21 protein-coding genes and 1 pseudogene are annotated in these 23,767 nt (G+C 59.5%); 11 read left to right on the forward strand and 11 right to left on the reverse strand.

The genetic code is table 11. The features are described from left to right. Nucleotides 1-133 precede the first annotated feature (133 nt). The 3 genes from AC0V6L_RS06435 to AC0V6L_RS06445 are packed head-to-tail and all read right to left on the reverse strand — an operon-like array spanning nucleotide 134 to nucleotide 3,690. The gene (locus AC0V6L_RS06435; RefSeq protein ID WP_486153499.1) at nucleotides 134-1,624 is read right to left on the reverse strand and encodes a hypothetical protein; all 1,491 of its coding nucleotides are present in this window, start codon (nucleotides 1,622-1,624) and stop codon (nucleotides 134-136) included. 57 nt (nucleotides 1,625-1,681) lie between these two features. After that, nucleotides 1,682-2,944, reverse strand: coding sequence for a TIGR04063 family PEP-CTERM/XrtA system glycosyltransferase (locus AC0V6L_RS06440; protein WP_486153500.1), 1,263 nt, complete (start codon nucleotides 2,942-2,944; stop codon nucleotides 1,682-1,684). A 2-nt stretch (nucleotides 2,945-2,946) separates the two neighbouring features. Continuing rightward, nucleotides 2,947-3,690 (reverse strand): class I SAM-dependent methyltransferase, encoded by a 744-nt coding sequence (locus tag AC0V6L_RS06445; RefSeq protein WP_486155062.1) that lies wholly within the window; start codon nucleotides 3,688-3,690, stop codon nucleotides 2,947-2,949. A 152-nt stretch (nucleotides 3,691-3,842) separates the two neighbouring features. On the opposite strand from AC0V6L_RS06445, the gene AC0V6L_RS06450 reads away from it, so the two are divergent. From AC0V6L_RS06450 to AC0V6L_RS06465, 4 genes are all read left to right on the forward strand, one after another. Then, nucleotides 3,843-4,091, forward strand: a complete 249-nt coding sequence (locus tag AC0V6L_RS06450) for a hypothetical protein (RefSeq protein ID WP_486153501.1) — start codon at nucleotides 3,843-3,845, stop codon at nucleotides 4,089-4,091. Beyond that, on the forward strand, nucleotides 4,088-5,482 hold the full coding sequence (locus AC0V6L_RS06455; RefSeq protein WP_486153502.1) for a DUF5935 domain-containing protein: 1,395 nt from the start codon (nucleotides 4,088-4,090) through the stop codon (nucleotides 5,480-5,482). Before AC0V6L_RS06450 ends, AC0V6L_RS06455 begins: the two co-directional genes overlap by 4 nt. 125 nt (nucleotides 5,483-5,607) lie before the next feature. Continuing rightward, nucleotides 5,608-6,057: a MaoC family dehydratase gene (locus AC0V6L_RS06460; protein ID WP_486153503.1), complete on the forward strand. Its 450-nt coding sequence runs from the start codon at nucleotides 5,608-5,610 to the stop codon at nucleotides 6,055-6,057. A gap of 108 nt (nucleotides 6,058-6,165) precedes the next feature. Next, the gene (locus tag AC0V6L_RS06465; RefSeq protein WP_486149362.1) at nucleotides 6,166-7,347 is read left to right on the forward strand and encodes an acetyl-CoA C-acyltransferase; all 1,182 of its coding nucleotides are present in this window, start codon (nucleotides 6,166-6,168) and stop codon (nucleotides 7,345-7,347) included. A gap of 120 nt (nucleotides 7,348-7,467) precedes the next feature. Here AC0V6L_RS06465 and AC0V6L_RS06470 read toward each other — a convergent pair whose 3' ends face one another. Then, nucleotides 7,468-7,806, reverse strand: a complete 339-nt coding sequence (locus tag AC0V6L_RS06470) for a hypothetical protein (protein WP_486153504.1) — start codon at nucleotides 7,804-7,806, stop codon at nucleotides 7,468-7,470. Nucleotides 7,807-8,047: 241 nt separating this feature from the next. Between AC0V6L_RS06470 and AC0V6L_RS06475 the strand changes: the two genes are divergently transcribed. Next, nucleotides 8,048-8,641: a DUF4126 domain-containing protein gene (locus tag AC0V6L_RS06475; protein ID WP_486155063.1), complete on the forward strand. Its 594-nt coding sequence runs from the start codon at nucleotides 8,048-8,050 to the stop codon at nucleotides 8,639-8,641. On the opposite strand, the gene AC0V6L_RS06480 is transcribed toward AC0V6L_RS06475, so the two are convergent. Next, nucleotides 8,638-10,743 (reverse strand): PQQ-dependent sugar dehydrogenase, encoded by a 2,106-nt coding sequence (locus tag AC0V6L_RS06480; RefSeq protein ID WP_486153505.1) that lies wholly within the window; start codon nucleotides 10,741-10,743, stop codon nucleotides 8,638-8,640. The genes AC0V6L_RS06475 and AC0V6L_RS06480 overlap by 4 nt on opposite strands. Before the next feature lie 170 nt (nucleotides 10,744-10,913). On the opposite strand from AC0V6L_RS06480, the pseudogene AC0V6L_RS06485 reads away from it, so the two are divergent. Together AC0V6L_RS06485 and AC0V6L_RS06490 are read left to right on the forward strand one after the other, a co-directional pair. Then, a pseudogene (locus tag AC0V6L_RS06485) lies at nucleotides 10,914-11,296 on the forward strand (TonB-dependent receptor plug domain-containing protein); the annotation flags it as partial. Nucleotides 11,297-11,746: 450 nt separating this feature from the next. Then, the gene (locus AC0V6L_RS06490) at nucleotides 11,747-12,796 is read left to right on the forward strand and encodes a TonB-dependent receptor plug domain-containing protein (protein ID WP_486155064.1); all 1,050 of its coding nucleotides are present in this window, start codon (nucleotides 11,747-11,749) and stop codon (nucleotides 12,794-12,796) included. A gap of 3 nt (nucleotides 12,797-12,799) precedes the next feature. Here AC0V6L_RS06490 and AC0V6L_RS06495 read toward each other — a convergent pair whose 3' ends face one another. Together AC0V6L_RS06495 and AC0V6L_RS06500 are read right to left on the reverse strand one after the other, a co-directional pair. Next, nucleotides 12,800-13,858, reverse strand: coding sequence for a DUF1176 domain-containing protein (locus AC0V6L_RS06495; RefSeq protein WP_486153506.1), 1,059 nt, complete (start codon nucleotides 13,856-13,858; stop codon nucleotides 12,800-12,802). 55 nt (nucleotides 13,859-13,913) lie between these two features. Continuing rightward, complete coding sequence (locus AC0V6L_RS06500; protein ID WP_486153507.1) at nucleotides 13,914-15,185, reverse strand: polyhydroxyalkanoate depolymerase; 1,272 nt, start codon at nucleotides 15,183-15,185, stop codon at nucleotides 13,914-13,916. A 350-nt stretch (nucleotides 15,186-15,535) separates the two neighbouring features. Between AC0V6L_RS06500 and AC0V6L_RS06505 the strand changes: the two genes are divergently transcribed. The 3 genes from AC0V6L_RS06505 to AC0V6L_RS06515 all read left to right on the forward strand — a co-directional run bounded on the left by AC0V6L_RS06505 (nucleotide 15,536) and on the right by AC0V6L_RS06515 (nucleotide 18,530). Further along, nucleotides 15,536-17,266: an ABC transporter transmembrane domain-containing protein gene (locus AC0V6L_RS06505; RefSeq protein WP_486155065.1), complete on the forward strand. Its 1,731-nt coding sequence runs from the start codon at nucleotides 15,536-15,538 to the stop codon at nucleotides 17,264-17,266. Between the two features lie 58 nt (nucleotides 17,267-17,324). Then, nucleotides 17,325-18,182 (forward strand): undecaprenyl-diphosphate phosphatase, encoded by an 858-nt coding sequence (locus AC0V6L_RS06510; RefSeq protein WP_486153508.1) that lies wholly within the window; start codon nucleotides 17,325-17,327, stop codon nucleotides 18,180-18,182. 90 nt (nucleotides 18,183-18,272) lie between these two features. Next, nucleotides 18,273-18,530: a hypothetical protein gene (locus AC0V6L_RS06515; RefSeq protein WP_486153509.1), complete on the forward strand. Its 258-nt coding sequence runs from the start codon at nucleotides 18,273-18,275 to the stop codon at nucleotides 18,528-18,530. 7 nt (nucleotides 18,531-18,537) lie between these two features. Here the strand turns inward: AC0V6L_RS06515 and phhA are convergent, their stop codons facing one another. Then, nucleotides 18,538-19,476: a phenylalanine 4-monooxygenase gene (gene phhA, locus AC0V6L_RS06520; protein WP_486153510.1), complete on the reverse strand. Its 939-nt coding sequence runs from the start codon at nucleotides 19,474-19,476 to the stop codon at nucleotides 18,538-18,540. A 96-nt stretch (nucleotides 19,477-19,572) separates the two neighbouring features. Between phhA and ppk2 the strand changes: the two genes are divergently transcribed. Next, nucleotides 19,573-20,307, forward strand: a complete 735-nt coding sequence (gene ppk2, locus AC0V6L_RS06525) for a polyphosphate kinase 2 (protein WP_486155066.1) — start codon at nucleotides 19,573-19,575, stop codon at nucleotides 20,305-20,307. Between the two features lie 134 nt (nucleotides 20,308-20,441). Here the strand turns inward: ppk2 and AC0V6L_RS06530 are convergent, their stop codons facing one another. From AC0V6L_RS06530 to AC0V6L_RS06540, 3 genes are read right to left on the reverse strand one after another with little or no spacing between them, the layout of a single operon-like run. Continuing rightward, nucleotides 20,442-21,284, reverse strand: a complete 843-nt coding sequence (locus tag AC0V6L_RS06530; RefSeq protein ID WP_486153511.1) for an HTD2 family dehydratase — start codon at nucleotides 21,282-21,284, stop codon at nucleotides 20,442-20,444. Nucleotides 21,285-21,294: 10 nt separating this feature from the next. Further along, nucleotides 21,295-22,521, reverse strand: a complete 1,227-nt coding sequence (locus AC0V6L_RS06535; protein ID WP_486153512.1) for an acetyl-CoA C-acetyltransferase — start codon at nucleotides 22,519-22,521, stop codon at nucleotides 21,295-21,297. Beyond that, nucleotides 22,522-23,763, reverse strand: coding sequence for a CoA transferase (locus AC0V6L_RS06540; protein ID WP_486153513.1), 1,242 nt, complete (start codon nucleotides 23,761-23,763; stop codon nucleotides 22,522-22,524). Nucleotides 23,764-23,767: the final 4 nt, after the last annotated feature.

Below are 23,767 nucleotides of genomic sequence, written 5' to 3' on the forward strand. Positions count from 1 at the left end.
GTCAGCGTGTCGCCCGTCTCCCATGCCTTCGCCACCCTCTTGCCGACGCAAACGCGTTTTTGCAATGGGGAATAGCGTAGCTTTATTTCACAGGTGGATATTTTCGCTTTAGTTTGATTGCGCAGGCATGCCTTTAGGCACCGCCGGTTGCATAGGGCGCGGCAAAGCGCCCAAGTTTATGCAGCGCCGCGCAAGTCACCCAATTGGTCAAGCGCATCACGCAGCTTGGCGTTTTCCCGTTCGACCCGTTGTTCAGGTTCCAAAAAGGCTCTTCTTCGGATGGTGCGGTGTCAGCCTCGCCGGTGAGCCCTTTTAGGGTGTTGGCCAAAGCCTGTTTACGCGCTGGGCTGGTGGTCACCTCAGGATCAGCGACTCGCGCGGATTTGCGATCTTCAAGCGCGGCGGCAAAGCGTTCGATCATCTGAACCATGCTAAGCTCTTCGATGGGCTTTGCCCGCAGCTTGGCAAGCGCAGTGGGGACTGCATCTTGCGCGGGCGGCGGGGCGGATTGTTCGGGTTCGAGTTCCGGTTCGGGCGCAGGCGCAGGTGCGGGCTCTGTTGTGGCCTCAGCTCCTTCATCTTCGACCCAATTGCCATTGCGGCCCGCCAAAGCGCCAAATTCTTCCAATTCCATTTCAACCGGGGATGCCTGCGCAATGAGCGGTTCGACAGGCTTGGCCGAGGCTGTTTCAATCAGCGCATCGAGAGCCGATTGCGCCCCGGCTGCATCGGGCAGTCCGGCAGGGCGGCTTTGAGTGTGCGGGTCTTGTTCAGGCTCCTCGGCGAGAGCGCGGGGAGCGGGTTCTTCGGAAACTTCTGCTTCAGGCTCTTGCCCGTTTTCGTTTTCTGTCTCGGGGGCAGCTTCACCAGCAAGCTCGGGTTCAAGCTCGGGTTCAAGCTCGGGTTCGGGCGCGTCGTGCGCTAGATTGTCCCCGTTGCTGGCCCCATAACCGGGTTCGGACAATTGCGGGTCGTTTGCCATCGCCTCGGCCCGCGCGAGCTGCGCCAAACCTCTGCGGCGGCCAGATGTCGCTGGGGTTTCAGGTTCTGGTTCAGGTGCCGGGATAGGCGCTATCTGAGGCGCTTCTGCTTCGGCTTCGCCCAGCTCTTCGCCAAATTCTTCGGCAGCACATTCCTCAAAATCCGCTTCTTCGATTGGCGCATCGAGATATTCGCTGCCCAATTCGGTTGCGGGATCAATCGGGCGCACGCCGTCATCCTCCCAATCGGCCTCTTCAAATTCCGCATCTTCGATCGCATCAGCCGCTTCGTTGCCGGCCGCTTCATTGCCAGCTGCAGCATCTGCGTCATAGCTGGCAGTGCGGTTCAATTCGCCTTTCAGCAGCCGCGCGAGACCATATCCGATGCCAGCCCCCACAAGGCCTGCAATCACAGCCAGCGCGAACCGGGCAAAATCGCCCAATATTTCAAGCCCGCTCACCATTGCGAGCCGCGCAATCAGCGATGATGGCAGCACCACTACGACCAGCGCCAGAATGGCCGCGGCCCATCCGGTCAGCGCAGGCGTAAAGATCGGATGCGAAGCAATCGCCAGGCCGCCCGCTTTGCGGCTGCCTGATCGAGGAGTGTCCTCGGTTTTTGTCTTGCCAGAAAATGCGCGCATAACCCTGATGTGCTCCCCGTGCTGCCGATGCGCAAGGGGGCAGATGCCGCAATGCGCCTATTGTGCGGCAGCGGGCTGGGAGGCCGCGCTTTGGCCGCTTTGACCTTCAGCTAACAAGAGTTGGTAAACAGAGGCATAACGCTCAGCATTGATAGCCCAGTCATGACGGCTGCGCACATGCTCCGCCGCGCGGGCGCGCATCGCATCCCACCCGCTTTGGTTGTCTAGCAAGTCCGCAAGGGCGTGTGCGCAAGCCGCGGGATCATCAGGCGCAAACAAAGTGCCGGTTTCGCCATGCGTCATCAATTCGCGGTGCCCGCCAACATCAGAGGCCGCGACCAAGCGGCGCTGCGCCATCGCTTCCAAGGGTTTGAGCGGAGTGACCAGATCGGTCAGCCGCGATGCCTTGCGCGGATAGGCGAGCACGTCGATCAGCGAGTAATACCGCTCAACCTCGGCGTGCGGCACGCGGCCGGTGAAGATAACCGCATTCGGATCGGGCAGGCCAGCAGCAGCAGCGCGCCATTCCGCGTCCATTTCGCCCCCGCCCACCAGCAGCAATTTCGCATTCGGGTGGCTTTCGCGCAGGATCGGCATGGCCGCGATCAGGCCATCGACGCCTTCATAATCATAGAAACTGCCGATATAACCGATGACAGGCGCGCCCGCATCAAGGCCCAATTCGGCGGCCAAGCCGTCATCGCGCGGCGGCGGATCGCCAAACAGCGACAAGTCCACGCCATTGGGCATTACGCCGATTTTGCCGCCCGAAATTCCGCGCGCAATCAGATCATCGCGCAGCCCCTGGCAGATGGTGAACACGGCATCGGCGCGTTTCACCACTTGAGTTTCCAGTGACCGGGTGAGCCGGTATTTGGCCGAGCCTTCCTGGCCAGTGCGATTGCCAACCGCTGCGTCTTCCCAGAATGCGCGAATTTCATAAACCAGCGGAATGCCCAGCGCGCTCGCCGCTTGCAGCGCGCCTGCGCCGTTCAAGGATGGCGAATGCGCGTGCAGGATATCGGGCCGCCAATCGCGCGCGGCTGCTTTGATGCTATCGCTAAGCCGTTTGATCTCGCGCATTTCAGACAGGCCCGTGGGCCCTGTGGGCGTGCCGGCGGTGCGGTAAAAGGTAAGCCCATCGCAGGTGTCCACCGCGCCCGGCGCGGATGGTTCGGGCGCGTCAATCTCGTGCCGCTGGCCGGTGACCCCGCGCACTTCGATGCCGAGGCCTTCCTGCGCTTTCAGGATGGCGCGCGTGCGAAAAGTGTAGCCGGAATGGATCGGCAGGGAATGGTCAAGAACGTGGAGAACACGCATGGTTACACAGCCTTTTGGTTTGGCGCCAAGGGGCGCTCAACAACGCAATAAATCCAACCCTGCAAGGGCTGGGTGAGGTCGAATTTCTCAATTGCTTTTTGATAGACACTGCCGATCCAGAACAGGACGCGGCTAAACATGAAATAGCTGGGATATTGGCCCAGATACCGCCCTTCGCGCACCTTCAACCCGGCTTTGCTGGTTTGCGCGTCCAGTGTGCGCAAAGTGTTGCAGGCATAGACGGTGGGGAACACGTCTTCTTCGGCGCGGCCTTCGGTCATGCGGACGATTTTTGCATGGAAGCGATTGGGCACGATCCGCGCGATCAGCGTGCCGTAATCATAAAGGCTGGGCGTTACAAAGATATACACGCCGCCCGGTTTCAGAACCCGCGCAATCTCGCCAAAAGCTTCGTCAGGATTGTCGATATGCTCCATCACAGCGCGCGAAAAAGCGATGTCGATGGCGTTATCGGGAATATCGCGCATGGCGCCGATATTGTTGGTGTGAAGCTTAAGATTGGGATCGGACACGGTGAAATCGACAAGGTCAATGCCGTATAACGCGCCGGCTTTGCCGATCAGTTTGCGCAAGTTTGGCGCGGTGCGCCCGCAGCCGATATCAAGCACTGCGCAGCCGGGCGACAGCCGCCGCTCCACCTCAGCTTCAAGGATCTGATTGGGATGGGTATCGGCAGGAAACCACGCGCGGCGCTGCTCGGATACAGATGTCCAGAACCCAATCATCAAACTCAATCGCCTCGCTTCGCGCTTATGCTAAACGCTCAAACCATGCTAAAGATGGCGAGCGCTTAGGAGCCTGTTAAACGAAAATCGTTACCACTCCCTATGCGGGTCAGAGCATGATTTGCACCAGCTGAGAAGACCAAGGCCCACCGATGGTAAACATTCTTACAATTGCCTTTGTGCATGCGATTTTGTTTATCGCGGCGTTTCGCTTGATGCTGCGCACCGATCTGGATGCCGATCCGGATTTGCCCCAAAGCGATGGCGAAGCGGCAAATGGCGCAGATGCTGGAGCGGCGGAAGAGGCGGCCTTGTCCCCCTCCGCACGGCGGTTGGCGCGGCGGCGCGCGCAGATGCAAGGCCAGGGGCCAGCACACAGTAGTGCGGAGCGCGGTTCATGACAGAGCTGTTTCTTCTCGCCTTTTTCGCGGTCCTTTTGCTGTTTGGCCTCAGGCAGCCATTCGTCTGGGTGCTGCTGTATCTCTATGTCGAGATCGTCTCCCCCGGCAAAGTCGGCACAAAGATCCTTGCAGACCTGCAAATGTCGCTGATCGCATTTGGCGTGATGGTGGGCGGCTGGCTGCTGTTTGACCGCACCAAGGGCAAAGCGCGATTTGGCATGGCGCAGGCGCTGATCATGGCGCTGCTGCTCTATTGCTACATCACCACAGGGATGGCGGATTTCCCCGATTCGGCGGCAGAGAAATGGGCCTGGGTGTGGAAGTCGCTTATCTTTGCAGCTTTCCTCCCGCTCACTCTCACATCGCGAATGCGGCTCGAAGGGGCGATCTTGTTCTATGTGCTCGCGCTGGCAGTCATCGTTATCAATGGCGGGGTAAAGACGTTTCTGGGCGGCGGCGGTTATGGCACTTTGCGGCTGCTGGTGGATGACAATTCGGGCCTTTATGAAAGCTCGATCATCGCCTGCGCTGCGATCACGGCAATCCCAATGATCTGGTGGCTGGCGACCCATGGCAAAGTGTTCCCGCGCGATTGGCGGACCAAGGCGTTTGCGCTTGGCTACACCTTTGCCGCCATTCTGATCCCCATCGGCACCAGCGCGCGCACGGGTCTTGTGTGCCTGGCGGTGTTTGGACTGTTGCTGCTGGTGCAGATGAAGAACCGGGTTTTGTATGGCGCGCTGATGGGATTTGCGCTGATTGTCTCGATCCCGTTCCTGCCATCCTCTTTTACCGATCGGATGGCGACCATCCAGAATTACGAAGGCGACCAATCCGCTTCCAGCCGGCTGGCGGTGTGGGCGTGGACGTTTGACTATGCGCTCGACAATCCCATGGGCGGAGGATTTACCGCCTATCGCAGCAATTCGATTGAGGTTGATCTGGTCAAGGAAAGCCAAGGCGCCAATTCATCGGTCACGCGCGAAAAGACGGTCGTCGATAAAGCGCGCGCTTATCACTCCAGCTATTTTGAGATGCTGGGCGAACAGGGCTGGCCGGGGCTTGGCCTGTTTGGCCTGCTGCATCTGATCGGGCTTTATCACATGCGCAAGCTGTATAAGGGCTGGAAAAATCGCACCAGCGCGCAGGAAAGCTGGGTCTCGCCGCTCGCCATGGCTTTGCAGCAATCGCATATCATCTACCTGGTCGGCGCGCTGTTTGTGGGCATTGCCTTCCAGCCATTCATAATGCTGATCCTGGCGTTTCAGGCGGGGCTGTGGAGCTATACCCGGCTGCTCGAAAAACAGGCCGATCACAGCGCATCACCGCCCCGTCGGCATCGCCGCCGCCCCAGTGAAGATGAGCCAAGCGAGGATGCCGTAACGGCATAAACCGCTCCTTACCTTTATCATTGCGTTCTGCTCAATCGCCTGCCAATAAGGCGGCCAGTTAACGTAAACGTAAACCGGCTTGCGCGGCATATGGCATGCAAGCGTAAGGGTAGAGGAGACACAGCATGAACGCACAGGAATTGGCCGCCAAGGTCGGCGAGAATATCGGCAGCTCAGAGTGGACCGAAATGACTCAGGAAAAGGTCAACATGTTCGCTGATGCGACAGGCGATCACCAGTTCATCCATATCGACGAAGAAGCCGCCAAGATGACCCCGTTTGGCGGCACCATTGTGCACGGCTTCATGACGCTTTCGATGATCCCCTATCTTGGCGCGAACAGCGATATGCCCAAGCTTGATGGGGTGAAAATGGGCGTGAATTACGGCGGCAACAAAACCCGCTTTATCGCGCCTGTTCGCGTGGGCAAGCGCATTCGCGGCCACTGGAAACTGGTTGAAATGATCGAAAAACGCCCCGGCCAGTGGCAGCAGACCGCTGAAATCACCATCGAGATCGAAGGCGAGGAAAAACCCGCTCTGATCTGCGAATGGATCACGCAGTATTTCGTTTGAGAATTGCGCGAGTCCCAGCGAAGGCTGGGACCTCCCTCAACCAAGCACCAAGATTTGAAAAGATCCCAGCCTTCGCTGGGATTCACCATAAACAAGGACACCCCCAATATGTCACGTGACGCAGTCATCGTCTCCACCGCCCGCACGCCTATTGGCCGCGCGTATAAAGGCGGATTTAACGCCACACCGGGCGCAACGCTCGGCTCATTCTCTTATAAAGCCGCGGTAGAACGCGCCGGCATCGAAGGCGGAGAAGTTGATGATGTTGTGTGGGGCGCAGTCCTTACCCAAGGCACGCAAGCGGGCAATATCGGCCGCCAGGTCGCCCTTCGCGGCGGAGCGCCTGTTACCGTTGCAGCCCAAACCATTGACCGTCAGTGTTCATCGGGCCTGATGGCGATTGCGACCGCTGCAAAACAAATCGTGGTCGATAATATGGATGTTGTCGTGGGCGGCGGTCAAGATTCTATTTCGATGGTCCAGACGCCTGAAATGCGTGTCGCACCCGATCCTTCGCTGATCGCGATGCACAAGGATGTCTACATGCCCATGCTCAGCACTGCTGAAACGGTTGCTGCGCGGTACAATATCAGCCGCGAAGTGCAGGACGAATATGCGCTGCAATCGCAAATGCGCACGGCTGCTGGTCAGGAAGCGGGCAAGTTTGACGATGAAATCGTGCCATGCACCACCACTATGGGTGTGAAAGACAAAGAGACCGGCGAAATCTCAATGGTCGAGCACACTCTGACCAAAGATGAAGGCAACCGCCCCTCCACCACATTGGAAGGCCTGCAAAGCCTCAACCCCGTCATGGGCCCTGATAAAGTCATCACAGCGGGCAATGCCTCGCAGCTTTCCGATGGCTCGTCGGCCAGCGTTTTGATGGAAGCCAAGCTTGCCGAACAAAAAGGCCTTGAGCCTTTGGGCCGCTATGTCGGCATGGCGGCCGCGGGCACAGAGCCTGATGAAATGGGCATTGGCCCCGTTTTCGCGATCCCCAAATTGCTTAAGCAAACGGGTCTGAAAATGGACGATATCGGTTTGTGGGAACTCAACGAAGCGTTCGCTGTCCAAGTCCTTTATTGCCGCGATAAGCTGGGCATTGATAACGATATCCTCAACGTCAATGGCGGCTCTATCTCCATCGGCCACCCTTACGGCATGACAGGCGCACGCTGCACCGGCCACGCTCTGATCGAAGGCAAACGCCGGGGCGCGAAATATGTCGTCGTCACCATGTGCGTCGGGGGCGGCATGGGCGCTGCTGGATTGTTCGAGGTTTTCTAAGCCGCTCTTCTCGCCCTAGGGCTTAAGATACAAAAAAAGGGCCGAACCAGTCTGAGAGGTTCGGCCCTTTTTTCATATGTGCGATAGAGCGGCGTTGTGCTCCGCCCTTCGCTGGTATGCTTACAATACCGGCTCTTCTTGGAAATCGACCACGCGGTAACCGCGCTCAGTCATTTCTTCGCGGTAATCGCTTTTCGCATCGCGAATTTCGCTGTAATATTCCGCATAGGCTTCGCGGCGGTCTTCTTCATCGGTCGCGCGTTCAAGGTCGCTTTTCAGCTCACGCTCTGCCTCGCTGATATCGGTTTTGTAATCGAGCCAGAAGCTGTTTGAGTCGTTATTGGGTGCTTCTTCGAGCACATCCGCACGAACAGTAATGCTGGGCTCATCGTCGGCGGCGGCTGGTGCAGCAATAAGCGCAATCGCAGCGGCGGCGGCGGTGGTGAATGTCTTTGTCATGGTCATTCTCCTTTCATTTCGTGTGACCTTACCAAACCAACGGGCGCCATTGGTGATCGTTCAATTGGATCGGATGAGCCGTGCGCGGTGTTATGACCAACGGTTGCAAGCGTGCATGAGACGCGACCAATCGAGGGCGGTCAATGCCTTGAGCCCGGAAAATTAACTATAAATCAGATACTTGCGATGTTTGTAAGCGCCGGCTGGCCAAACCGTGCGCGATATCGCATTATCGAAGACCATGGGCATCATGGAAATCATCGGCATCGCAGGCAGCGTCAGCCTTTTGTCGGGCTGGCGGCTTTATCTGTGCGTTTTCGCCACTGGTCTGGCGATGCGATTGGACGCGGTGCCTGTGCCCGAACATCTGGCCAGCCTTGCCGTGCTTGAAAACCCGTGGGTGATGGGGATCGCGCTGGTGGGGGCATGCGCGGAGTTTTTTGCCGACAAGGTCATGTGGCTCGATAGCGTGTGGGACGGCGTGCACACCTTTATCCGTCCTGTTGGCGGCGCTTTGCTGGCTTTGGCGATTGTTGATCCGTCTGATCCGGCAACGCAGGTTATTGCATTCCTGCTGGGCGGCGGGGCGAGCTTTCTGGCGCATGGCGGCAAGGCATCGGCGCGCGCGGTGGTAAACACCTCGCCTGAGCCTGTGAGCAATCTGGTGACCTCCAGCGCAGAGGATGTCGCGTCCGTGGGGCTGCTCTATGTGGCGTATGAATATCCCACTGCCGCCGCTGGTGTTGCGGCGGTGCTGTTGGTGCTGGTGCTGGGGCTTTTGTGGGCCGCGAGTAGGGTGGTGAAGCGGGTGTTTTTTCGATCGCCCAAGACCTAGTTACTGCCGGCCTCCCCGCTCTCCTCCCCGCTCTCCTCCTCGCGCATCGCGATGATGTAATCCGTGATCGCGTCGATCTCGTCTTCGGTCAGCACGCCTTCCCATGGGGGCATCAGGCCCGACATGCCCACGGCCTCTCCGCCGCCCACGATGGCGGTGCGCACATGATCGCGGCTGCGGCTTGCGAATTCGTCTGAGTGGAAGCTTTTCGGCCGGGCGCCCGCTTCTTCCAGCATGTCTGCATCGGGGCCGTCGGCATATCCATCCACTCCGTGGCAGCGCGCGCAATTGGTGATGTAGCTTTCGCGGATGGCGGCTGAGGAAAGCGCGCCCTCGGCCACGCCAGCAGCCGCTCCGCCGCCGCCAATGCTGGCCTGAGCGCCCGCATCTTTGCGCACCAATTCGACAATCGCGCCATTGGGCGAGGAGGAGGAACCCATCACCGTTATCAAAATACGATCATCGGGCGTTTGGATCAGCGAGGTAAAGCCGCGCTGGGCGTATTTGGTTGCCTGTCCCAAAGTCTCGACCGTTTCGGTGACTTCGTTCACCGCTGGGATCGCCCAGAACGTGCCCGAATAATTGTCGCCAAAGATGTATTTGCCATCGAGCCCCGGCCAGCGCGATCCGCGATAGACGATGCCTCCGATGACGGAGCGATCATAGGCTGTGTGGCGATAGGTGTAGACGGGGCCTTGCTCGGTCCCTTCGACCTTATCGGGTTTGGGAACGGTGGTCGCCTCGCGTCCTTCGACAAAGGGGAATTGGTAATTCTTGCCCGCCTCGATGACATTGACTTCTTCCCACACCGTGGAGCCAACTTCGCCCACCCAGATATTGGCATTGGCCGGGTCAAAGGCGAAGCGGAACGGATTGCGTAGGCCGTGCGCGAAGAACTCGCCCAGCACATCGTCTCGCCCGGCATAAGGGTTGTCGAGCGGGACCGAATAGCCCTGCGTCACGCCGTTTTCGGGCTGACGGGTGATGGGGCGTGATACTTCGCCGCCCTGGTTCATCACATCAATGCGCATGATGCCGCCTGCCAAAGTGGTGTTTATCGTCTGGTGGCTGTCTGCAATATCCAGCTCTCCAATCGCGAGATAGAGCATTCCATCTGCGCCAAATTCGACATGGCCGGCATTGTGATATTGCGTCGGCGGGCGGCCAATGGCCATCAGATCATACCGCGTGGCAAGGATCGCATCTGCATTGCCTGCCGACAGATCAAAGCGCGAGAGGTAATTGGTCTGCGCATCGCTCGTAAAACTGGTGAAATAGAGATAGACAAAATCGTTCTCACCATCGCCAAAGCGGGGGTCAAAATCAAAGCCAAGCGCGCCGTTTTCCAGGTTCACCTCGCCCACTTGATCGGCGAAATCGATCAGCAATTCCTTGGTCCCGTTATCGGGATAGCCCATGCGGTAAAGCCGCCCGGCGCGTTCGAGCACCAGCATGGACGCATCGCTGCCCGGCTCCATCCGGATCATGATGGGCTGGAGCAATTGGGTTTGCGTGTTGACCGGCACTGTCATCCAGTCACCATCAACCGAGACATTTTGCTGGATGCGAAATTCTGCCACCGCGTCGCGGAAATCCTGGCTTTTCACATACATAAACGCGGCAATCAGCGGGGCGAGCGTGATGAGGATGGCAAGCCAGGAAAGCGGCTTTGCCAAAAGGCCAAACAGCGCGCCGATAACGCCAAAGGCGCGGCCAAAGATGGGCGCGGTGTGATCGCGCCCAAACACGCCATATCCGATGATGAAAAGGGCGACCCCAACGACAAACGCGCCGACCAGCAATTGATGGGGAAAGACGCTTGCGCTCATAAAGAACAGCGCTAGCGATCCGCTGCCCCACGCCGCGCCCCAGGCGAATATCTGCACCGCTGTGCGCCGCGCGCTGCCGAAAAGGGGCGCTGGATTGAAGACAGACACCAGCGCGAACACCGCAATGCTTGCCCCCACAAGGTATTTGACAGTCGTGATCAGATCCTCGCCCGACACGGTCACCGATGGCAATGGCAGCACCACGCGGATCACTGTGTGGACCAGATCGGCGGCGAAATGCCCCACAGCCAATGCCAAGGCAGCGATGGCCACGCTGATCGCTATTGTCAGAATTCTATGCATAAATCGGCCCGGATCGTAAAATTTTTGCGGCATTAACCGTCTAATCTGATTAAGCAATTAAACCATTCCTGCGCCCCTGCCAAAAGCGAATATCACCCGTTCAAATGTTAAATCTACCAAAGCCGCTTGTCCGCGCCGCTATGGCCGCCTCCTTTGTTGCCGCACCCTTCCCGGCACAGGCACAGGAGCGGTCCTCGGAGCAGGCCCCAACGCGAGATGGCGCAATCGTGGTTGAAGCCAGCCTTGATGATCCGGCGCGCGACAATCCGGCCTCTGTCAAAACGCTTGGGCCTGACCGGCTGGCGCTGGCGGGCGCCCTATCGGTTACCGAAGATTTGTCGCTGCTGCCCGGCGTGGTGGCGTTTGAAAATGGCGGGCCGGGGGCGGGTTCCTATGTTGCGATCAGGGGGGAGAGCCGAATTTCGCGCTTGTCACGATTAATGGCGTGCGCGTGGATGATCCGCTCAATTCGAGCGGAGGCGGGTTTGATTTCACGCTTGTGCCGCCTGAATTGGTGCGCAGCCTCGCGGTGATCTCCGGCCCGCAATCCACCGCTTATGGCGCGGATGCTTTGTCGGGAGTAATCGCGCTGGAACTGGGCGCGCGCGCGGATGGAGTGTCCGCCTATGCAGGGCTTGGCAGCGGAGGCCGTTACCGGCTGGGCGGCGCTGCGGGATTAAGCGGCGATGCTGGCACGCTGAGCATTGCGGCGGATTATTCCGACAGCGCAAATTTGAACCCCGGCAGCACGCTAGAACGCACGAGCGTGATGGCCGCGGCCAGCCCCGATCTGGGCGCGGATGCGAGCCTTGATCTGTTTGCGCTTTATGCCGCCGGCAATTCCGCCGGTTTTCCCGAAGACAGCGGCGGGCCTGAGCTTGCGGTGATCCGCGAGCTGGAGCCGCGCGAGCGCGAACAGGTGGCGCTGGGCGCGGCAATGGCGGCGCGTTTGGGGCAAGGTGTCACCGCGAATATGCGGCTGGGCTTTTCGCAAAGCAAGCTTGCCTCCGCCTCCCCTGGTATCGGCACATCCGCCGTGATCGGCGCGCTTGATCCGGTGCCGCCGATTGTGACCGATAGCCGCCTTAAACGCTATGAAGCGGTAGCGAGCATCGAATACGCGTCGGGCAATTGGCTGATCATCGAAGGCGGAGCGTCGTATTCGCGCGAGGATGGGGTCAGCGAAGGGACGCTCGATTTCGGAGTGCTGATCCCGACGGCTTTCACCATTGAGCGCGATATGCCCGGCCTGTTCGTGACCGCCAAAGCGGAAGCCTTGCGCGGGTTTGAGCTGTCCGCCGGATTGCGCGCGGACTGGCCCGAAGGCAGCGATGCGCGCTGGACCCCGCGCCTTGGCACCGCCATCGCTTTGGGCAGGTCTGGCGCGTTTCTGCTTGCCAATTATGCGCGCGGGTTCAAACGGCCCAGCCTGTTCGCGCTGGGATTTCCGCTGATTGCCAATCCTGATCTTGAAGACGAGCGCAGCGAAACTTTTGATGCAGGCATTTCTTATGGCGAGCCGGATGATCCGCTGGCTGTGTCGGCCACCTATTTCCGCTCCACTTTTCGCGATTTGATCGATTTTGACCCTGCGCTCTTCACCAATGTCAATCGCAACCGGGTGGAAGTGGAAGGGGCGGAATTTTCCGGCACCGCGCGGCAAGGCGATATCACCGCGCGCGCGGCTCTGACGTATCAGACATCGCGGTCTGCTGATGGGGCGCTGCTGCGGTTTCGGCCCGAATGGACCGGGCGTTTGGCGGTGCGTTGGCAGGCCTCGGCGCGGCTGGCGATCACGGGGCACGCGCAATTTGTGAGCGCGTTCAATGACAGCTCTGTGCCAACAGGACTTGTCCGCAATCCGGGATTTGAGACGCTGGGTCTGGATGCAAGCTGGTCTGTCTCAGACGGCCTTGAGCTGTTTGGATCGCTGCGCAATGCGGCCAATGCCGATTTCACCCGCGCTGCCGGTTTTACCGAGCCGGGGCGCAACGTATTCGCCGGGCTGCGCGCGAAAATGTAGCGATTATTGCGAGCCGGGCGCGGCCGCGTTCTGCGTTATCCAAAGCGAGGGCCAATCACCCGGAGGAGTGCCGCGGCATTCGCGCATTTCATTGTACCGGGCGAGGCGAAACATTGCCCCATCCCACGCCCATGACGCGCTGTCTCCGCAATCGGCAAGGCCGCGGTATTTTGCAAATCCTGACAGCATGCGCGTCTCGCTGGCGAAATCTGCCATGGTCACACCCGAAACCATCCACGCTTCAATGGGGCGAAAATCCTCGCGCCAGGCGCGTCCCTGTTCGAGCGGGGCAAAAGACCAATCGCCTGCCTCATCAATCAGGACCGCCATCGAATATCCCTGATACGCGCCCAGATTGCACGGGATAAGCCCCAGACTATGCCCTGCATCCAGCCGGAAAAATTCGGTCTCGCCCGGAGCATTGGAACATTCCGCAAGCTCTTTTGCCGCAGCAATGCCGGCGTCATCGAGCGTGCGTGGGGGCGCGGCGGAGGGGGCTGGCTGGTCAATCACGGGCAAAGGCGGGCGCGGTGGCACCGCATCTGCCGGTTTTCGCCCGGTTGCAAGAATGGCGGTTACTGTCCCTGCGCGTTGCTGCTGATCATCCATCCAGCGCAAAGCGGCAGTGGCGCCCATGACGGGCAACCTGCCGACCACTTCGCCGTCAGCTGCCACAACCTCAGCAGAAAGAGCGCGGGCGATGGCTTTGAGAAATACGGCCTGATCACCCTCGACATAGCCTGCATCATTGAGCGTAAAGCGGGTCATCCTGCCATCCACACGGATACGAGCGGGCTGGCTGTAGACTTCGAAAGCGGGGGCCGCGCTGACAATGGGTGCGGCATCCCCGTCAGCGCCGCGCACCACGGATAAGGTCCAATCGAGGGCTGCGCCGTTTTCCTTGCCAGCAGAGGCTTCGCAATGGCGCACATTGTTGCACGCAATGATCCAGTCGCGAAATTCGGCTGGCTGAGGGATTTCGGCAACCAGATAGGCAGCGGGGGCAGCGGCATCGGGCGAACTGGCAGCGCCAGCAAGGCTTAGAGCGAGGATAATCGACATGGCATGCACCTAGCAGATGCAGGCTTAATGCGCCGCAACTATCCCGCGCACCCGATCAGCTATTGGCTTCGATAAATTCCTCGACCACGGGCGCAACCTTGTCGCGCCAGCGGCTGCCGTTGAAAATGCCGTAATGCCCGGCCCCCTCGGCCATGTAATAGCGCTTTTTGCTCTCAGCGAGATTGGGCGTGAGTTTCAGCGCAGCCTTGGTCTGGCCAATGCCGGAGATATCGTCCCGCTCGCCTTCGACCGCCAGCAAGGCGGTGTGCGTGATCCCGCCCAGATCGACGATTTCGCCGCGATGTTCGAATGTGCCGTTCGGGATTGAGTGTTTCTGGAACACTTCCTCGACCGTTTGGAGATAAAACTCCGCCGTCATATCGCACACCGCGCGGTATTCGTCGTAAAAATCCTTGGTCGCCTGCGCGCTTTGCGCATCGCCAGCGGTCAGATGTTTGAACATCTCGTAATGGCTCATCATGTGGCTTTGCAGGTTCATGCTCATAAACGCAGAAAGCTGCATGAAACCGGGATAGACCCGGCGGCCCGCACCGCGATAATTCATCGGCACGGTCGCGATCACTGTCTGGCGGAACCATTCAATCGGACGGTTCATCGCGTGATCGTTGACAGTCGTGGGGCTTTCGCGGGTATCAATCGGCCCGCCCATCATGGTGAGTGTATCCGGGCTGGCGGGTGATTTTCGCTGATTTAGCAGAGCGGTCGCTGCAAAAGCGGGCACCGATGGCTGGCACACTGCCATCATGTGCGGCCGGCTTGCCTTGGCCCGGCCTTTGCCCGATTGCGCGGCGATATATTCCAGAAATTCAATCAGATAATCAATATAATCATCCAGATCAAAATGCCCTTCATGCAGGGGAACCGTGCGCGCATCGGCCCAATCAGTGATATAGACCTCGCACGATTTCAGCATCCGCTCCACCGTGCCGCGCAGCAGAGTGGCGTAGTGGCCCGACATCGGCGCAACGATCAGCAATTTGGGACGCGCGCTGGTGGCTTCGCCGTCCACTACATCCACCCCTTCGAGGCGGAAGCGTTTCAGATCGCCAAAGGGGCGGTTGAGCACAGTGCTTTCAATCACCGATACCGGCGCGCCGTCCTGTTCGATTTCGGTGATGCCAAAGGCGGGCTTTGCATAAGGCGCGGTGGCATGGGCAAACACATCAAGCGCATTGGCCGCCATCGAGCTGAGGCCCATATATCCCATCGGATTGGCCGGGTTGGACAGCATGGATGATCCAATCGCAGCCAAAGAGCTGGCGCTGTTCATCCAGCTGCGTTGAAGTTCATAGGCGTGGTAAAGCATTGCGTGCCCCTTTGTGCGCCGCACCAAAAGGCGGCCTGACCGTGCGGTTCGCGTGCGGATTATGCGCGAAACCTTAAATTGGTTACCTCGTGAAATGGGCGCTTTATTGCCATTGTGCAATGCACAATTTGTTTCTGGTCCTTAAATGGAACGGGGACGAGGCGCTTTTTGCACGTGAAATTTGGCCGCACTGTCCTTAAGTGAGCGCTGAAATGGCTAGCGAACCCCAAGACATATCTGACGTTAAGGCCGCTGGCACTGGCGATACGGTTGTCGGTGTCGCTGGCGATGGGGACGCGGCTGAGAAGAACCCGCCGGAGAAAAAACCCCGCTCGCTCGCCCCGCTGACAATGGTGTACCGCGAGGCGGGCAAATATCCGGCGCAAATCGGCTGGGCGCTGCTTGCCTTGATAGTCACCGCAGGCGCGACTTTGGCCATACCCTGGCGCTTCAAGGTGATCGTGGATGATGCCTTTGGCGGGGGTGCGGGGCCAGAAGAGATTGCCACTGCGTTCCAATATCTGCTGATGATTGTCGTGATTTTGGGCGTTGGCACCGCTTTGCGGTTCTATTTCGTCAGCTGGATCGGTGAACGCGTGGTCGCCGATATCCGCGCCAAGGTGCAGCGCAACCTGCTGCGACAGTCGCCCAGCTTTTATGAGGATAACAGCCCCAAGGAAATCTCCAGCCGGATGACATCGGACACCGCCATTATCGAAACGGTGGTGGGGACGACGGTTTCGGTGGCTTTGCGCAATATGCTGACCGCGATAGGCGGCACTGCGCTGCTGTTATATCTTGCGCCGACGCTGACTTTGGGGCTGCTGGTCGGTATTCCGCTGGTGCTTGCGCCCATCGTCTTTTTTGGCCGCAAGATCAGAGCTATATCACGCTCCAGCCAGGACAGGGTCGCCGATGTCGGGGCCTATGTGACTGAAGTGCTCAGCGCGATGAAAGTCGTCCAGAGCTTTGGCCAAGAGACCCGCGAAGGCGAACGGTTTGCAGGCGTGGTTGAACGCACATTTGAAACCGCTCGCCAGCGCATCATGCTGCGCGCCGCGATGACATCGATTGTGATTGTGCTGATTTTCGGCGGGATCACTCTGGTGATGTGGCGCGGGGCGACCGCTGTATCCGAAGGGGTGATATCCGGCGGAACGATCACCGCATTCGTGCTGACAGGCGGAATTGTCGCAGGCGCGTTCGGCGCTTTGACCGAAGTGTATGGCGATTTGTTGCGCGGGGCAGGCGCGGCCAGCCGCCTTGCCGAATTGCTGGAAGCGAAGCCCGATATTGCCGCGCCGCAGCGTCCCGAAAAACTGCCCGATCCCCCGCGCGGCAGTCTGTCGTTCCGCAATGTGACTTTCCGCTACCCTGCGCGGCCCGAAACGCCCGCATTGTCCGATTTCAGCCTTGAGATTGAACCGGGCGAAACGATTGCGATTGTCGGGCCATCAGGGGCGGGCAAATCCACTTTGTTCCAGCTGGTTGAACGGTTTTACGATCCGCAGGGCGGCACGATCCGGCTGGATGGAGTACCATTGAAGCAGGCTGACCCCGCCGATATCCGCGCGCGGATCGCTTTTGTCCCGCAGGAAGGCGTGCTGTTCAGCGCCAATGCCCGCGACAATCTGCGCTATGGCCGCTGGGATGCGGGCGAGGATGCGATCTGGGATGCAGCGCGCGCAGCCAATGCGGAGACGTTCCTGCGCGATCTGCCGGAGGGGCTGGACACATATCTTGGCGAAGGGGGCACGCAATTGTCGGGCGGCCAGCGCCAGCGCGTGGCAATTGCGCGCGCTTTGCTGCGCGATGCGCCGATCCTGTTGCTGGATGAGGCGACCAGCGCGCTGGATGCCGAAAGCGAGCAATTGGTGCAGCAGGCGCTCGATGCGCTGATGGCGCAGCGCACGACTTTGGTGATTGCGCACCGGCTGGCGACAGTGCGGGCAGCGGACCGGATCATCGTGCTTGATAAGGGCCGCATCGCCGAACAGGGCACCCATGCTGAGCTGACGGCGGCAGGCGGATTGTATGCGCGGCTGGCAAAGCTGCAATTTGGAGAAAGCGAGCCGGTTTAACGGCCATTTGGTATAGACGTATTGACTTGACCCGCGCCCCTGCCATTGCGTGCGCACCATGACATTGCTTCAATTGCTCATCATCGCCGTGGTGCAGGGGATCACCGAGTTTCTGCCGATATCATCGTCAGGGCATCTGATCCTGATCCCGACTTTCACCGATTTTCCCGATCAGGGTCCGCTGATTGATGTCGCGGTGCATGTCGGATCTTTGCTCGCGATCATCGTCTATTTCTTCAAAGATGTGCTGGTTCTGGCGCGCGGCGGCTTTGCCAGTATCGGGGTGGGAGCCAAAGCGCCCAATGCCCCGTTCGAACGCCGTCTGTTCTGGTGGATTGTGCTGGGCACTATCCCCGCGGTTGCTTTTGGCCTGTCGATCAAGATGGGGCTGTTCAACGGTATCGCGGCCGGCGTGTTCGGCGTGGAGATTATCGATGGCGATCTGATGAGCTCCATTCGCTTTACCGATCTCATCGCTTTCAACCTGATCGTTTACGGGCTGCTTTTGGGGCTGGCCGATTATCTCGGGCGCGAGGTTAAGGTGTTTGAGGATATGACCTGGCGCGACGGTTTGATCGTGGGCCTTGCGCAGGCGCTCGCCATTATTCCGGGCACCAGCCGATCTGGTGTGACGATGACGGCGGCGCGCGCTTTGGGGTATAAAAGGGTGGAAGCAGCGCGGTTTTCCTTCCTGCTTTCCATTCCCGCCGTGGCAGGCGCAGGCGTGCTGATTGTGCCGGAGATTTTCGAGGCGGGAACGCAGCTTGCGATGGATGCGCTGATTGCCGGCGTGTTCACCTTTATCGCGGCGTTCCTGACGATGGCGTTCCTGATGAACTTTCTTAAGCGCGCCTCAATGATGGTATTCGTAGTGTACCGGGTGGCCATGGGTATTGCGCTGTTATACCTGTTTTAATCCGCCCGCGCCCCAAAAGCTGCGGAACCAAGTGCGCGTGTCGCTTGTAGTGAGAGTAACTCTCATTTTTAAAAAGGCGACGCGCATCCGATGGCGCTTATGGTGCTCATTCTAATTGGACTTGTATTTGGCTGGCTCTCTTCGATCCTTGCCCGGACCGAGGCGGCAGGTCAGATCATGGGCCAAATGGGGCTTGCGCTGGCGGCGTCTTTGATATCCGGTTTGATCGTCAATGATTTCACCATGCTGGGCGGCGTGTCCTTGCGCGCACTTGGCATTGCCGTGGGGGCTTCGGCATTGGTGCTGGCGGCATACCACCTGTTGATCCGCCGCAAATCAGGCTGGTAGGCGCGGACTAAACCGGAACCGCTCCGCTGCCGCGCCCGCCGCGCAGGTGATATTCCTGTGTGCCGCGATGCACCACATTATCAACGTCGATCACGGCTGAATTGGCATAGGTAAATCCTGCGCTTAAATTTCGGTACAGCCGGTCAAAATCACGCTCCACTGTCTGCCGGTACAAGTCATCAAAGCTTTCGATCACGAAATAGGTCGGTTGCAGATCGCTGATGACATAATCAGTGCGCATTACCCGGTCCACGTTCAGCATGATGCGATTGGGGCTTTTCGCTTCGGTGGCGAACACAGCCTCTGCCGGGCCGGACAGGATGCCTGCGCCATAGGCTTTGACCCCGTCTGCTTCTTCGATGAGGCCAAATTCAACCGTGTACCAATACAATGCGCCCAGCGATTTCAGCCTGTTATACCGCATCGCTTTCCACCCGGCGCGGCCATATTCGGCCATGTAATCGGCGAACACCGGATCGGTTAGCATCGGCACATGGCCGAACACATCGTGGAACACGTCGGGTTCCTGGATGTAGTCAAATGTTTCGCGCGTGCGGATGAAATTGCCTGCGGGAAAACGCCGGTTGGCAAGGTGCCAGAAAAACACGTGATCGGGGATCAGCATAGGGACGGGCACCACGCTCCACCCTGTTAGGCTGCCCAGTTCTTCGGACATTGCGGCAAAATCAGGCACGCCGCCGCGCGCGAGATCAAGCCGGTCGAGCCCTTTCAAAAACGCGCTCGCCGCGCGGCCCGGCAGCACATCCATCTGGCGCGCAAACAGATCATCCCAGATCGCGTTCTCTTCCGAGGAATACACCGTTTGCGCAGGCTCCAGCCAATCGTCTCCGATATGAGCGGGTTTCGCCAGCGGCGCAGTGAACACATCGCCCGGCATTTCGGGAAGTGTGCTAAAATCGGTTTCGGTCTGGGGAAGGGTAGCCATACGGTATCATGTGATACTACAACCCGCCTGAGACAAGCGAAAAGGGGCGCAGACGTGGGTTTGAAAGGCAAGGAATACCGCAAATTGCTGGAGCCGATGACGGCAGAGCTCGTCGGGATGGCGCGCTGGGCGCGGACAACGGGCGCGCGGATTGTGGTCTTGTTCGAAGGGCGCGATACGGCGGGCAAAGGCGGCGCGATCCGGGCTGTGCGCGACAAATTGAACCCGCGCCAATGCCGCACGGTCGCTTTGGGCAAACCGACCGAGGCGGAGCAGACGCAGTGGTATTTCCAGCGCTATATCCAGCATCTGCCCAGTGCGGGTGAGATCGTGCTGTTTGATCGCAGCTGGTACAACCGCGCCGGTGTTGAGGCGGTGATGGGCTTTGCCGATGAAGATCAGGTTTCGCTGTTCCTTCAGCAGGTGCCGGTGTTTGAAAAGCTGCTCGCCGATGATGGCATTCACCTGTTCAAATACTGGCTGACCACCGATCAGGCGCAGCAGGAAGAACGCCTGGCAGAGCGTTTGGATGATCCGCTCAAACGCTGGAAACTGTCTCCCATAGATCTGGCTGCGCGCGAGCAATATGATGCCTATACAAACGCGCGCGAGGCGATGCTGAAAGCCACGCATTACGATCATGCGCCTTGGACTTTGGTGGATTTCAACGATCAGAAACGCGGGCGGCTAACCCTGATCCGCGACCTGCTGGACCGCTTGCCCGATACGCATGTGGAGCCGCCGGAAATTGAATTTCCCAAGTTTGAGGGCAAGCTGCTTGAGGAAAGTTATGGCGTGTTGAAGCCGATCAAGGATTTTCCGGTGGGCTGATATGCGAGCATGGTGCCCACCCCGCTGCGGGTAAGCGCGCCTTCGGCTTGCTAAGTCTCGCTCCCCTCCCGCCTGCGGGAGGGGCTGGGGGTGGGAGATTATGCGGCCCTTCGACAGGCTCAGGGCGAGCGGCATCACACTTGAGCGCTCGCCTTCGTCACTTGCCGCCCATCATCGGCAAAGGCGGCCAGATCATACCCCTCATCCGAACGGCGCATCACCAGATGCAGCGGCTCATCAGCGATGGCGGGCGACACCCCGCGAAATTCGAATGTGCGAAGGGCGTTGTCCCCCAGCTTGCTCGCGGCCAATTGCAGCAGCAAAGATGCGGTAAGCGGGCCGTGGACCACCAGCCCGCGATACCGCTCCACATCCTGCGCATAAGGCGCATCGTAATGGATGCGGTGCGTGTTGAATGTGAGCGCGGAATAGCGAAACAGCAGGCGCGGATCAGGGGTGAGCGCGCGGTGCGCGTCCCACCGTACCGGGTCAAATGTCTCATCGCCCAGCGCGGGCGGGCTGAGCGGCGCATCAGGCGCGGCCGCATCGCGGTAGACGAGCGTCTGCGTCTCCAGCACTGAAAGCGTCCCATTGGCGCGGGTTTCATGATCGACATTGACGAAAGCGAGCTTGCCCGATCCGCCCTCTTTTTCCGCGATGGAGGCAATGCGGCTGGTGCGTTCAATCACCGCGCCGCTGGTGAGAGGCGCGCGAAAAGTGACCTTGGATGAGGCCCACATGCGGCGCGGCATTTCGAAAGGAGGCAGAAAGCTGTCGGCGCTGTCACCGCGCGCAGGGTGGCCATCTTCGCCCAGCGCGCTTGTGAGTGCATCGGGCGCGCACAGCGCGAAATGGATGCCTTGGGGCAGCGGATTGGACGGGGGCAAATCAAAAGTGGCGAGCCACCGCGCCGCCAGCCCCTCATCGAGCCGGTCGCTGCGCCGTTCCCCGCGCCCGATCCACGCATCCAAACTCACGTCCTGGTCCTCACTTGGCTCGTTCAAACACCGCCGCAATGCCCTGGCCCCCGCCAATGCACATTGTCTCAAGCCCGTATTGGACGCCGCTCCGGTGCATTTCATGCGCCATATCGGCAAGTATCCGCCCACCGGTCGCGCCGATGGGATGGCCCAATGATATGCCCGAACCGTTCACATTGAGGATGTCGCGGCGGCTGTCATCCGCGCTCCAGCCCCAGCCTTTCAGCACAGCCAGAACTTGCGGGGCGAACGCTTCGTTGACTTCGATCATGCCGATATCATCCCAGCTGTAACCGCGCCGTTCAAACAGGCGCTCGGTTGCTGGCACCGGGCCAATGCCCATGCGCGAGGGATCGCACCCTGCCGCTGCCCAGCCGCCGAAATAGAGCATGGGTTCAAGGCCGAGCTCTTCCAGCTTGTCTTCCGCCACCACCAGACAGGCCGCCGCCGCATCGTTTTGCTGGCTGGCATTGCCGGCGGTCACGATGGCCTGCGCGTCGCGCTTGCCATCGATGGGGCGCAATTTGCCGAGCGTTTCCATCGAGGCATCGGCGCGGTAGCCTTCATCGTGATCGAAGGTAACAGGGTCGCCCCGCCGCTGAGGCACGTCCACTTTGACAAGCTGCGCTTCAAATTTGCCATCCGCCCAGGCAGCGGCTGCGTTCTGGTGAGATCGCACTGCAAACGTATCCGCTTCTTCGCGGGTAATCTCGTAATCCTTGGCGAGGTTTTCTGCCGTTTCGATCATGCCCGTGATCACGCCAAAACGTTCAATCGGCTGGCTCATCAATCGCCCGCGCGACAGCCGGTCATGCAGAGTGATATCGCCCATTCGCGCCCCGCCGCGCCCTTGCAGGGTGTAGTGTTCAACATTCGACATGCTCTCGCACCCGCCAGCCACCACGACATCGGCCATGCCGGTTTCCACCATCATCGCCGCATTGGCGACCGCTTGGAGGCCCGATCCGCAGCGGCGATCGAGCTGATAACCCGGCACTTCCAAAGGCAGGCCAGCCGCCAGCCACGACCAATGCCCGATCGCGGGAGCCTCCGCATTGCCGTATCCTTGGGAGAAGACGACATCATCGACGCGCATCGGATCAATCCCGCTGCGCTCAACCAGCGCTTTCAGGATGATCGCGCCCAGTTTGCCTGCGTTCAGGCTGGACAATCCGCCCAGGAATTTGCCCACGGGTGTGCGCAATGGCGATACGATGGCTGCGCGTCTGGTCATTTATCTGTCCTTATCTGAAAGCGCGACGGTGCCTGCATCCACCAGTTTGCCGATGGCGCCTGATGAAAGCCCCAGCCTTGTCGCCAGAACCTCTTCGGAATGCTGGCCAAGGTAAGGCGCGGGCGCGGGATCGCCGGCAGAGTGCGCGGGCAGGTTCGCAAATGAACGCGGCGCGGGATATTCAAAGCCTGACGGGTTGTTTGTGGTTTGGCTGAACATGGGATTGTCCCCAATAAGCGCCGGATCATTCGCCGCCTCATGCGCGGTGCGGTATTTTTCAAAAGTGCAAGCGGACGCTTTCATGCGCGCCTCCAGCGCTTTGTAATCATGGCTGCCCGCGACCCGCTGGAAGATGGCGAACAAAGCCTCACGGTGTTTGAAGCGCGGATCATCGCCATCGGCAAACTGCACGCCCGTTTCGGCTTCCAGTTGGCCAATGGGGGTTGCAACACCGAACGCTTCGACAAGGCCTGCCCATTGCTTGCCCGTCAATGCTGCAACCATAAAGCGCACGCCATCTTTTGAGCGGAAATCGCGCCCAAACGCGCCCCAGATCGCATTGCCGAGCCGCTCTCTGTCTGACCCGCGGTAGAGCATTTCGGCATACATGCCCGCATTGGCCGCTGTGCCGATGGCCACATCGCCAAGGGGCACGCGCACTTCGCTGCCTTCGCCTGTCGCATCGCGGTGGCGAAGCGCCGCCATCAGCGCAAAAGCGCAATAGGCGCCCGTGATGAAATCCCATGCGGGAAGCACTTGGTTGACGGGAGGTGCTGTATCCATGTCCCAATCATCCGGCCCGGTCATCAGCGGATATCCGCTGGCCGCGTTGACAGTGAAATCCATCGCCTGCCTGCCATCGTGCCAGCCCAGAATGCGCACCGAAGTCATATCGGTCGCGCCCTCAGATTGGGCGGCCTTCATCGCGGCGTGGCTCATAAAGCTCTTTTCAGGCAGATTGGTGATGCACTGACCGGTCTTTGCCGCCAGTTCCACACACAATTCGCGCCCTTCGCCAGATCGCAGATCAAGCGCGACCGATTTCTTGGCGCGGTTGAGGTTTTCCCAAGAAAGCGAGCGCCCCTCTTTGGTCAGCATATACCGATCATAATCGAGCCCGCCCGCCTTGTGATCGACGCGGATAACTTCTGCGCCCATCTGCGCGCAGTAAAGGCCTGCCGTGGGGGAAGCGACGAAGCTGGAAACCTCGATGATCGAGAGGTCGGATAGAAGTTTATACATAGTG

This window comes from Erythrobacter sp. JB1-15 (assembly GCF_057365035.1).

What these genes read in the sequence shown, in the direction of transcription:
- AC0V6L_RS06535 (WP_486153512.1), bottom strand. Translation starts at nt 22,521, where the DNA reads ATGACCAGACGCGCAGCCATCGTATCGCCATTGCGCACACCCGTGGGC.
- AC0V6L_RS06490 (WP_486155064.1), top strand. Translation starts at nt 11,747, where the DNA reads ATGCGGCTGGGCTTTTCGCAAAGCAAGCTTGCCTCCGCCTCCCCTGGT.
- AC0V6L_RS06515 (WP_486153509.1), top strand. Translation starts at nt 18,273, where the DNA reads ATGGCGCTTATGGTGCTCATTCTAATTGGACTTGTATTTGGCTGGCTC.
- AC0V6L_RS06455 (WP_486153502.1), top strand. Translation starts at nt 4,088, where the DNA reads ATGACAGAGCTGTTTCTTCTCGCCTTTTTCGCGGTCCTTTTGCTGTTT.
- AC0V6L_RS06470 (WP_486153504.1), bottom strand. Translation starts at nt 7,806, where the DNA reads ATGACAAAGACATTCACCACCGCCGCCGCCGCTGCGATTGCGCTTATT.
- AC0V6L_RS06445 (WP_486155062.1), bottom strand. Translation starts at nt 3,690, where the DNA reads ATGATTGGGTTCTGGACATCTGTATCCGAGCAGCGCCGCGCGTGGTTT.
- AC0V6L_RS06510 (WP_486153508.1), top strand. Translation starts at nt 17,325, where the DNA reads ATGACATTGCTTCAATTGCTCATCATCGCCGTGGTGCAGGGGATCACC.
- AC0V6L_RS06465 (WP_486149362.1), top strand. Translation starts at nt 6,166, where the DNA reads ATGTCACGTGACGCAGTCATCGTCTCCACCGCCCGCACGCCTATTGGC.
- AC0V6L_RS06540 (WP_486153513.1), bottom strand. Translation starts at nt 23,763, where the DNA reads ATGTATAAACTTCTATCCGACCTCTCGATCATCGAGGTTTCCAGCTTC.
- AC0V6L_RS06440 (WP_486153500.1), bottom strand. Translation starts at nt 2,944, where the DNA reads ATGCGTGTTCTCCACGTTCTTGACCATTCCCTGCCGATCCATTCCGGC.
- AC0V6L_RS06495 (WP_486153506.1), bottom strand. Translation starts at nt 13,858, where the DNA reads ATGTCGATTATCCTCGCTCTAAGCCTTGCTGGCGCTGCCAGTTCGCCC.
- AC0V6L_RS06435 (WP_486153499.1), bottom strand. Translation starts at nt 1,624, where the DNA reads ATGCGCGCATTTTCTGGCAAGACAAAAACCGAGGACACTCCTCGATCA.
- phhA (WP_486153510.1), bottom strand. Translation starts at nt 19,476, where the DNA reads ATGGCTACCCTTCCCCAGACCGAAACCGATTTTAGCACACTTCCCGAA.
- ppk2 (WP_486155066.1), top strand. Translation starts at nt 19,573, where the DNA reads ATGACGGCAGAGCTCGTCGGGATGGCGCGCTGGGCGCGGACAACGGGC.
- AC0V6L_RS06450 (WP_486153501.1), top strand. Translation starts at nt 3,843, where the DNA reads ATGGTAAACATTCTTACAATTGCCTTTGTGCATGCGATTTTGTTTATC.
- AC0V6L_RS06500 (WP_486153507.1), bottom strand. Translation starts at nt 15,185, where the DNA reads ATGCTTTACCACGCCTATGAACTTCAACGCAGCTGGATGAACAGCGCC.
- AC0V6L_RS06475 (WP_486155063.1), top strand. Translation starts at nt 8,048, where the DNA reads ATGGGCATCATGGAAATCATCGGCATCGCAGGCAGCGTCAGCCTTTTG.
- AC0V6L_RS06460 (WP_486153503.1), top strand. Translation starts at nt 5,608, where the DNA reads ATGAACGCACAGGAATTGGCCGCCAAGGTCGGCGAGAATATCGGCAGC.
- AC0V6L_RS06505 (WP_486155065.1), top strand. Translation starts at nt 15,536, where the DNA reads ATGGTGTACCGCGAGGCGGGCAAATATCCGGCGCAAATCGGCTGGGCG.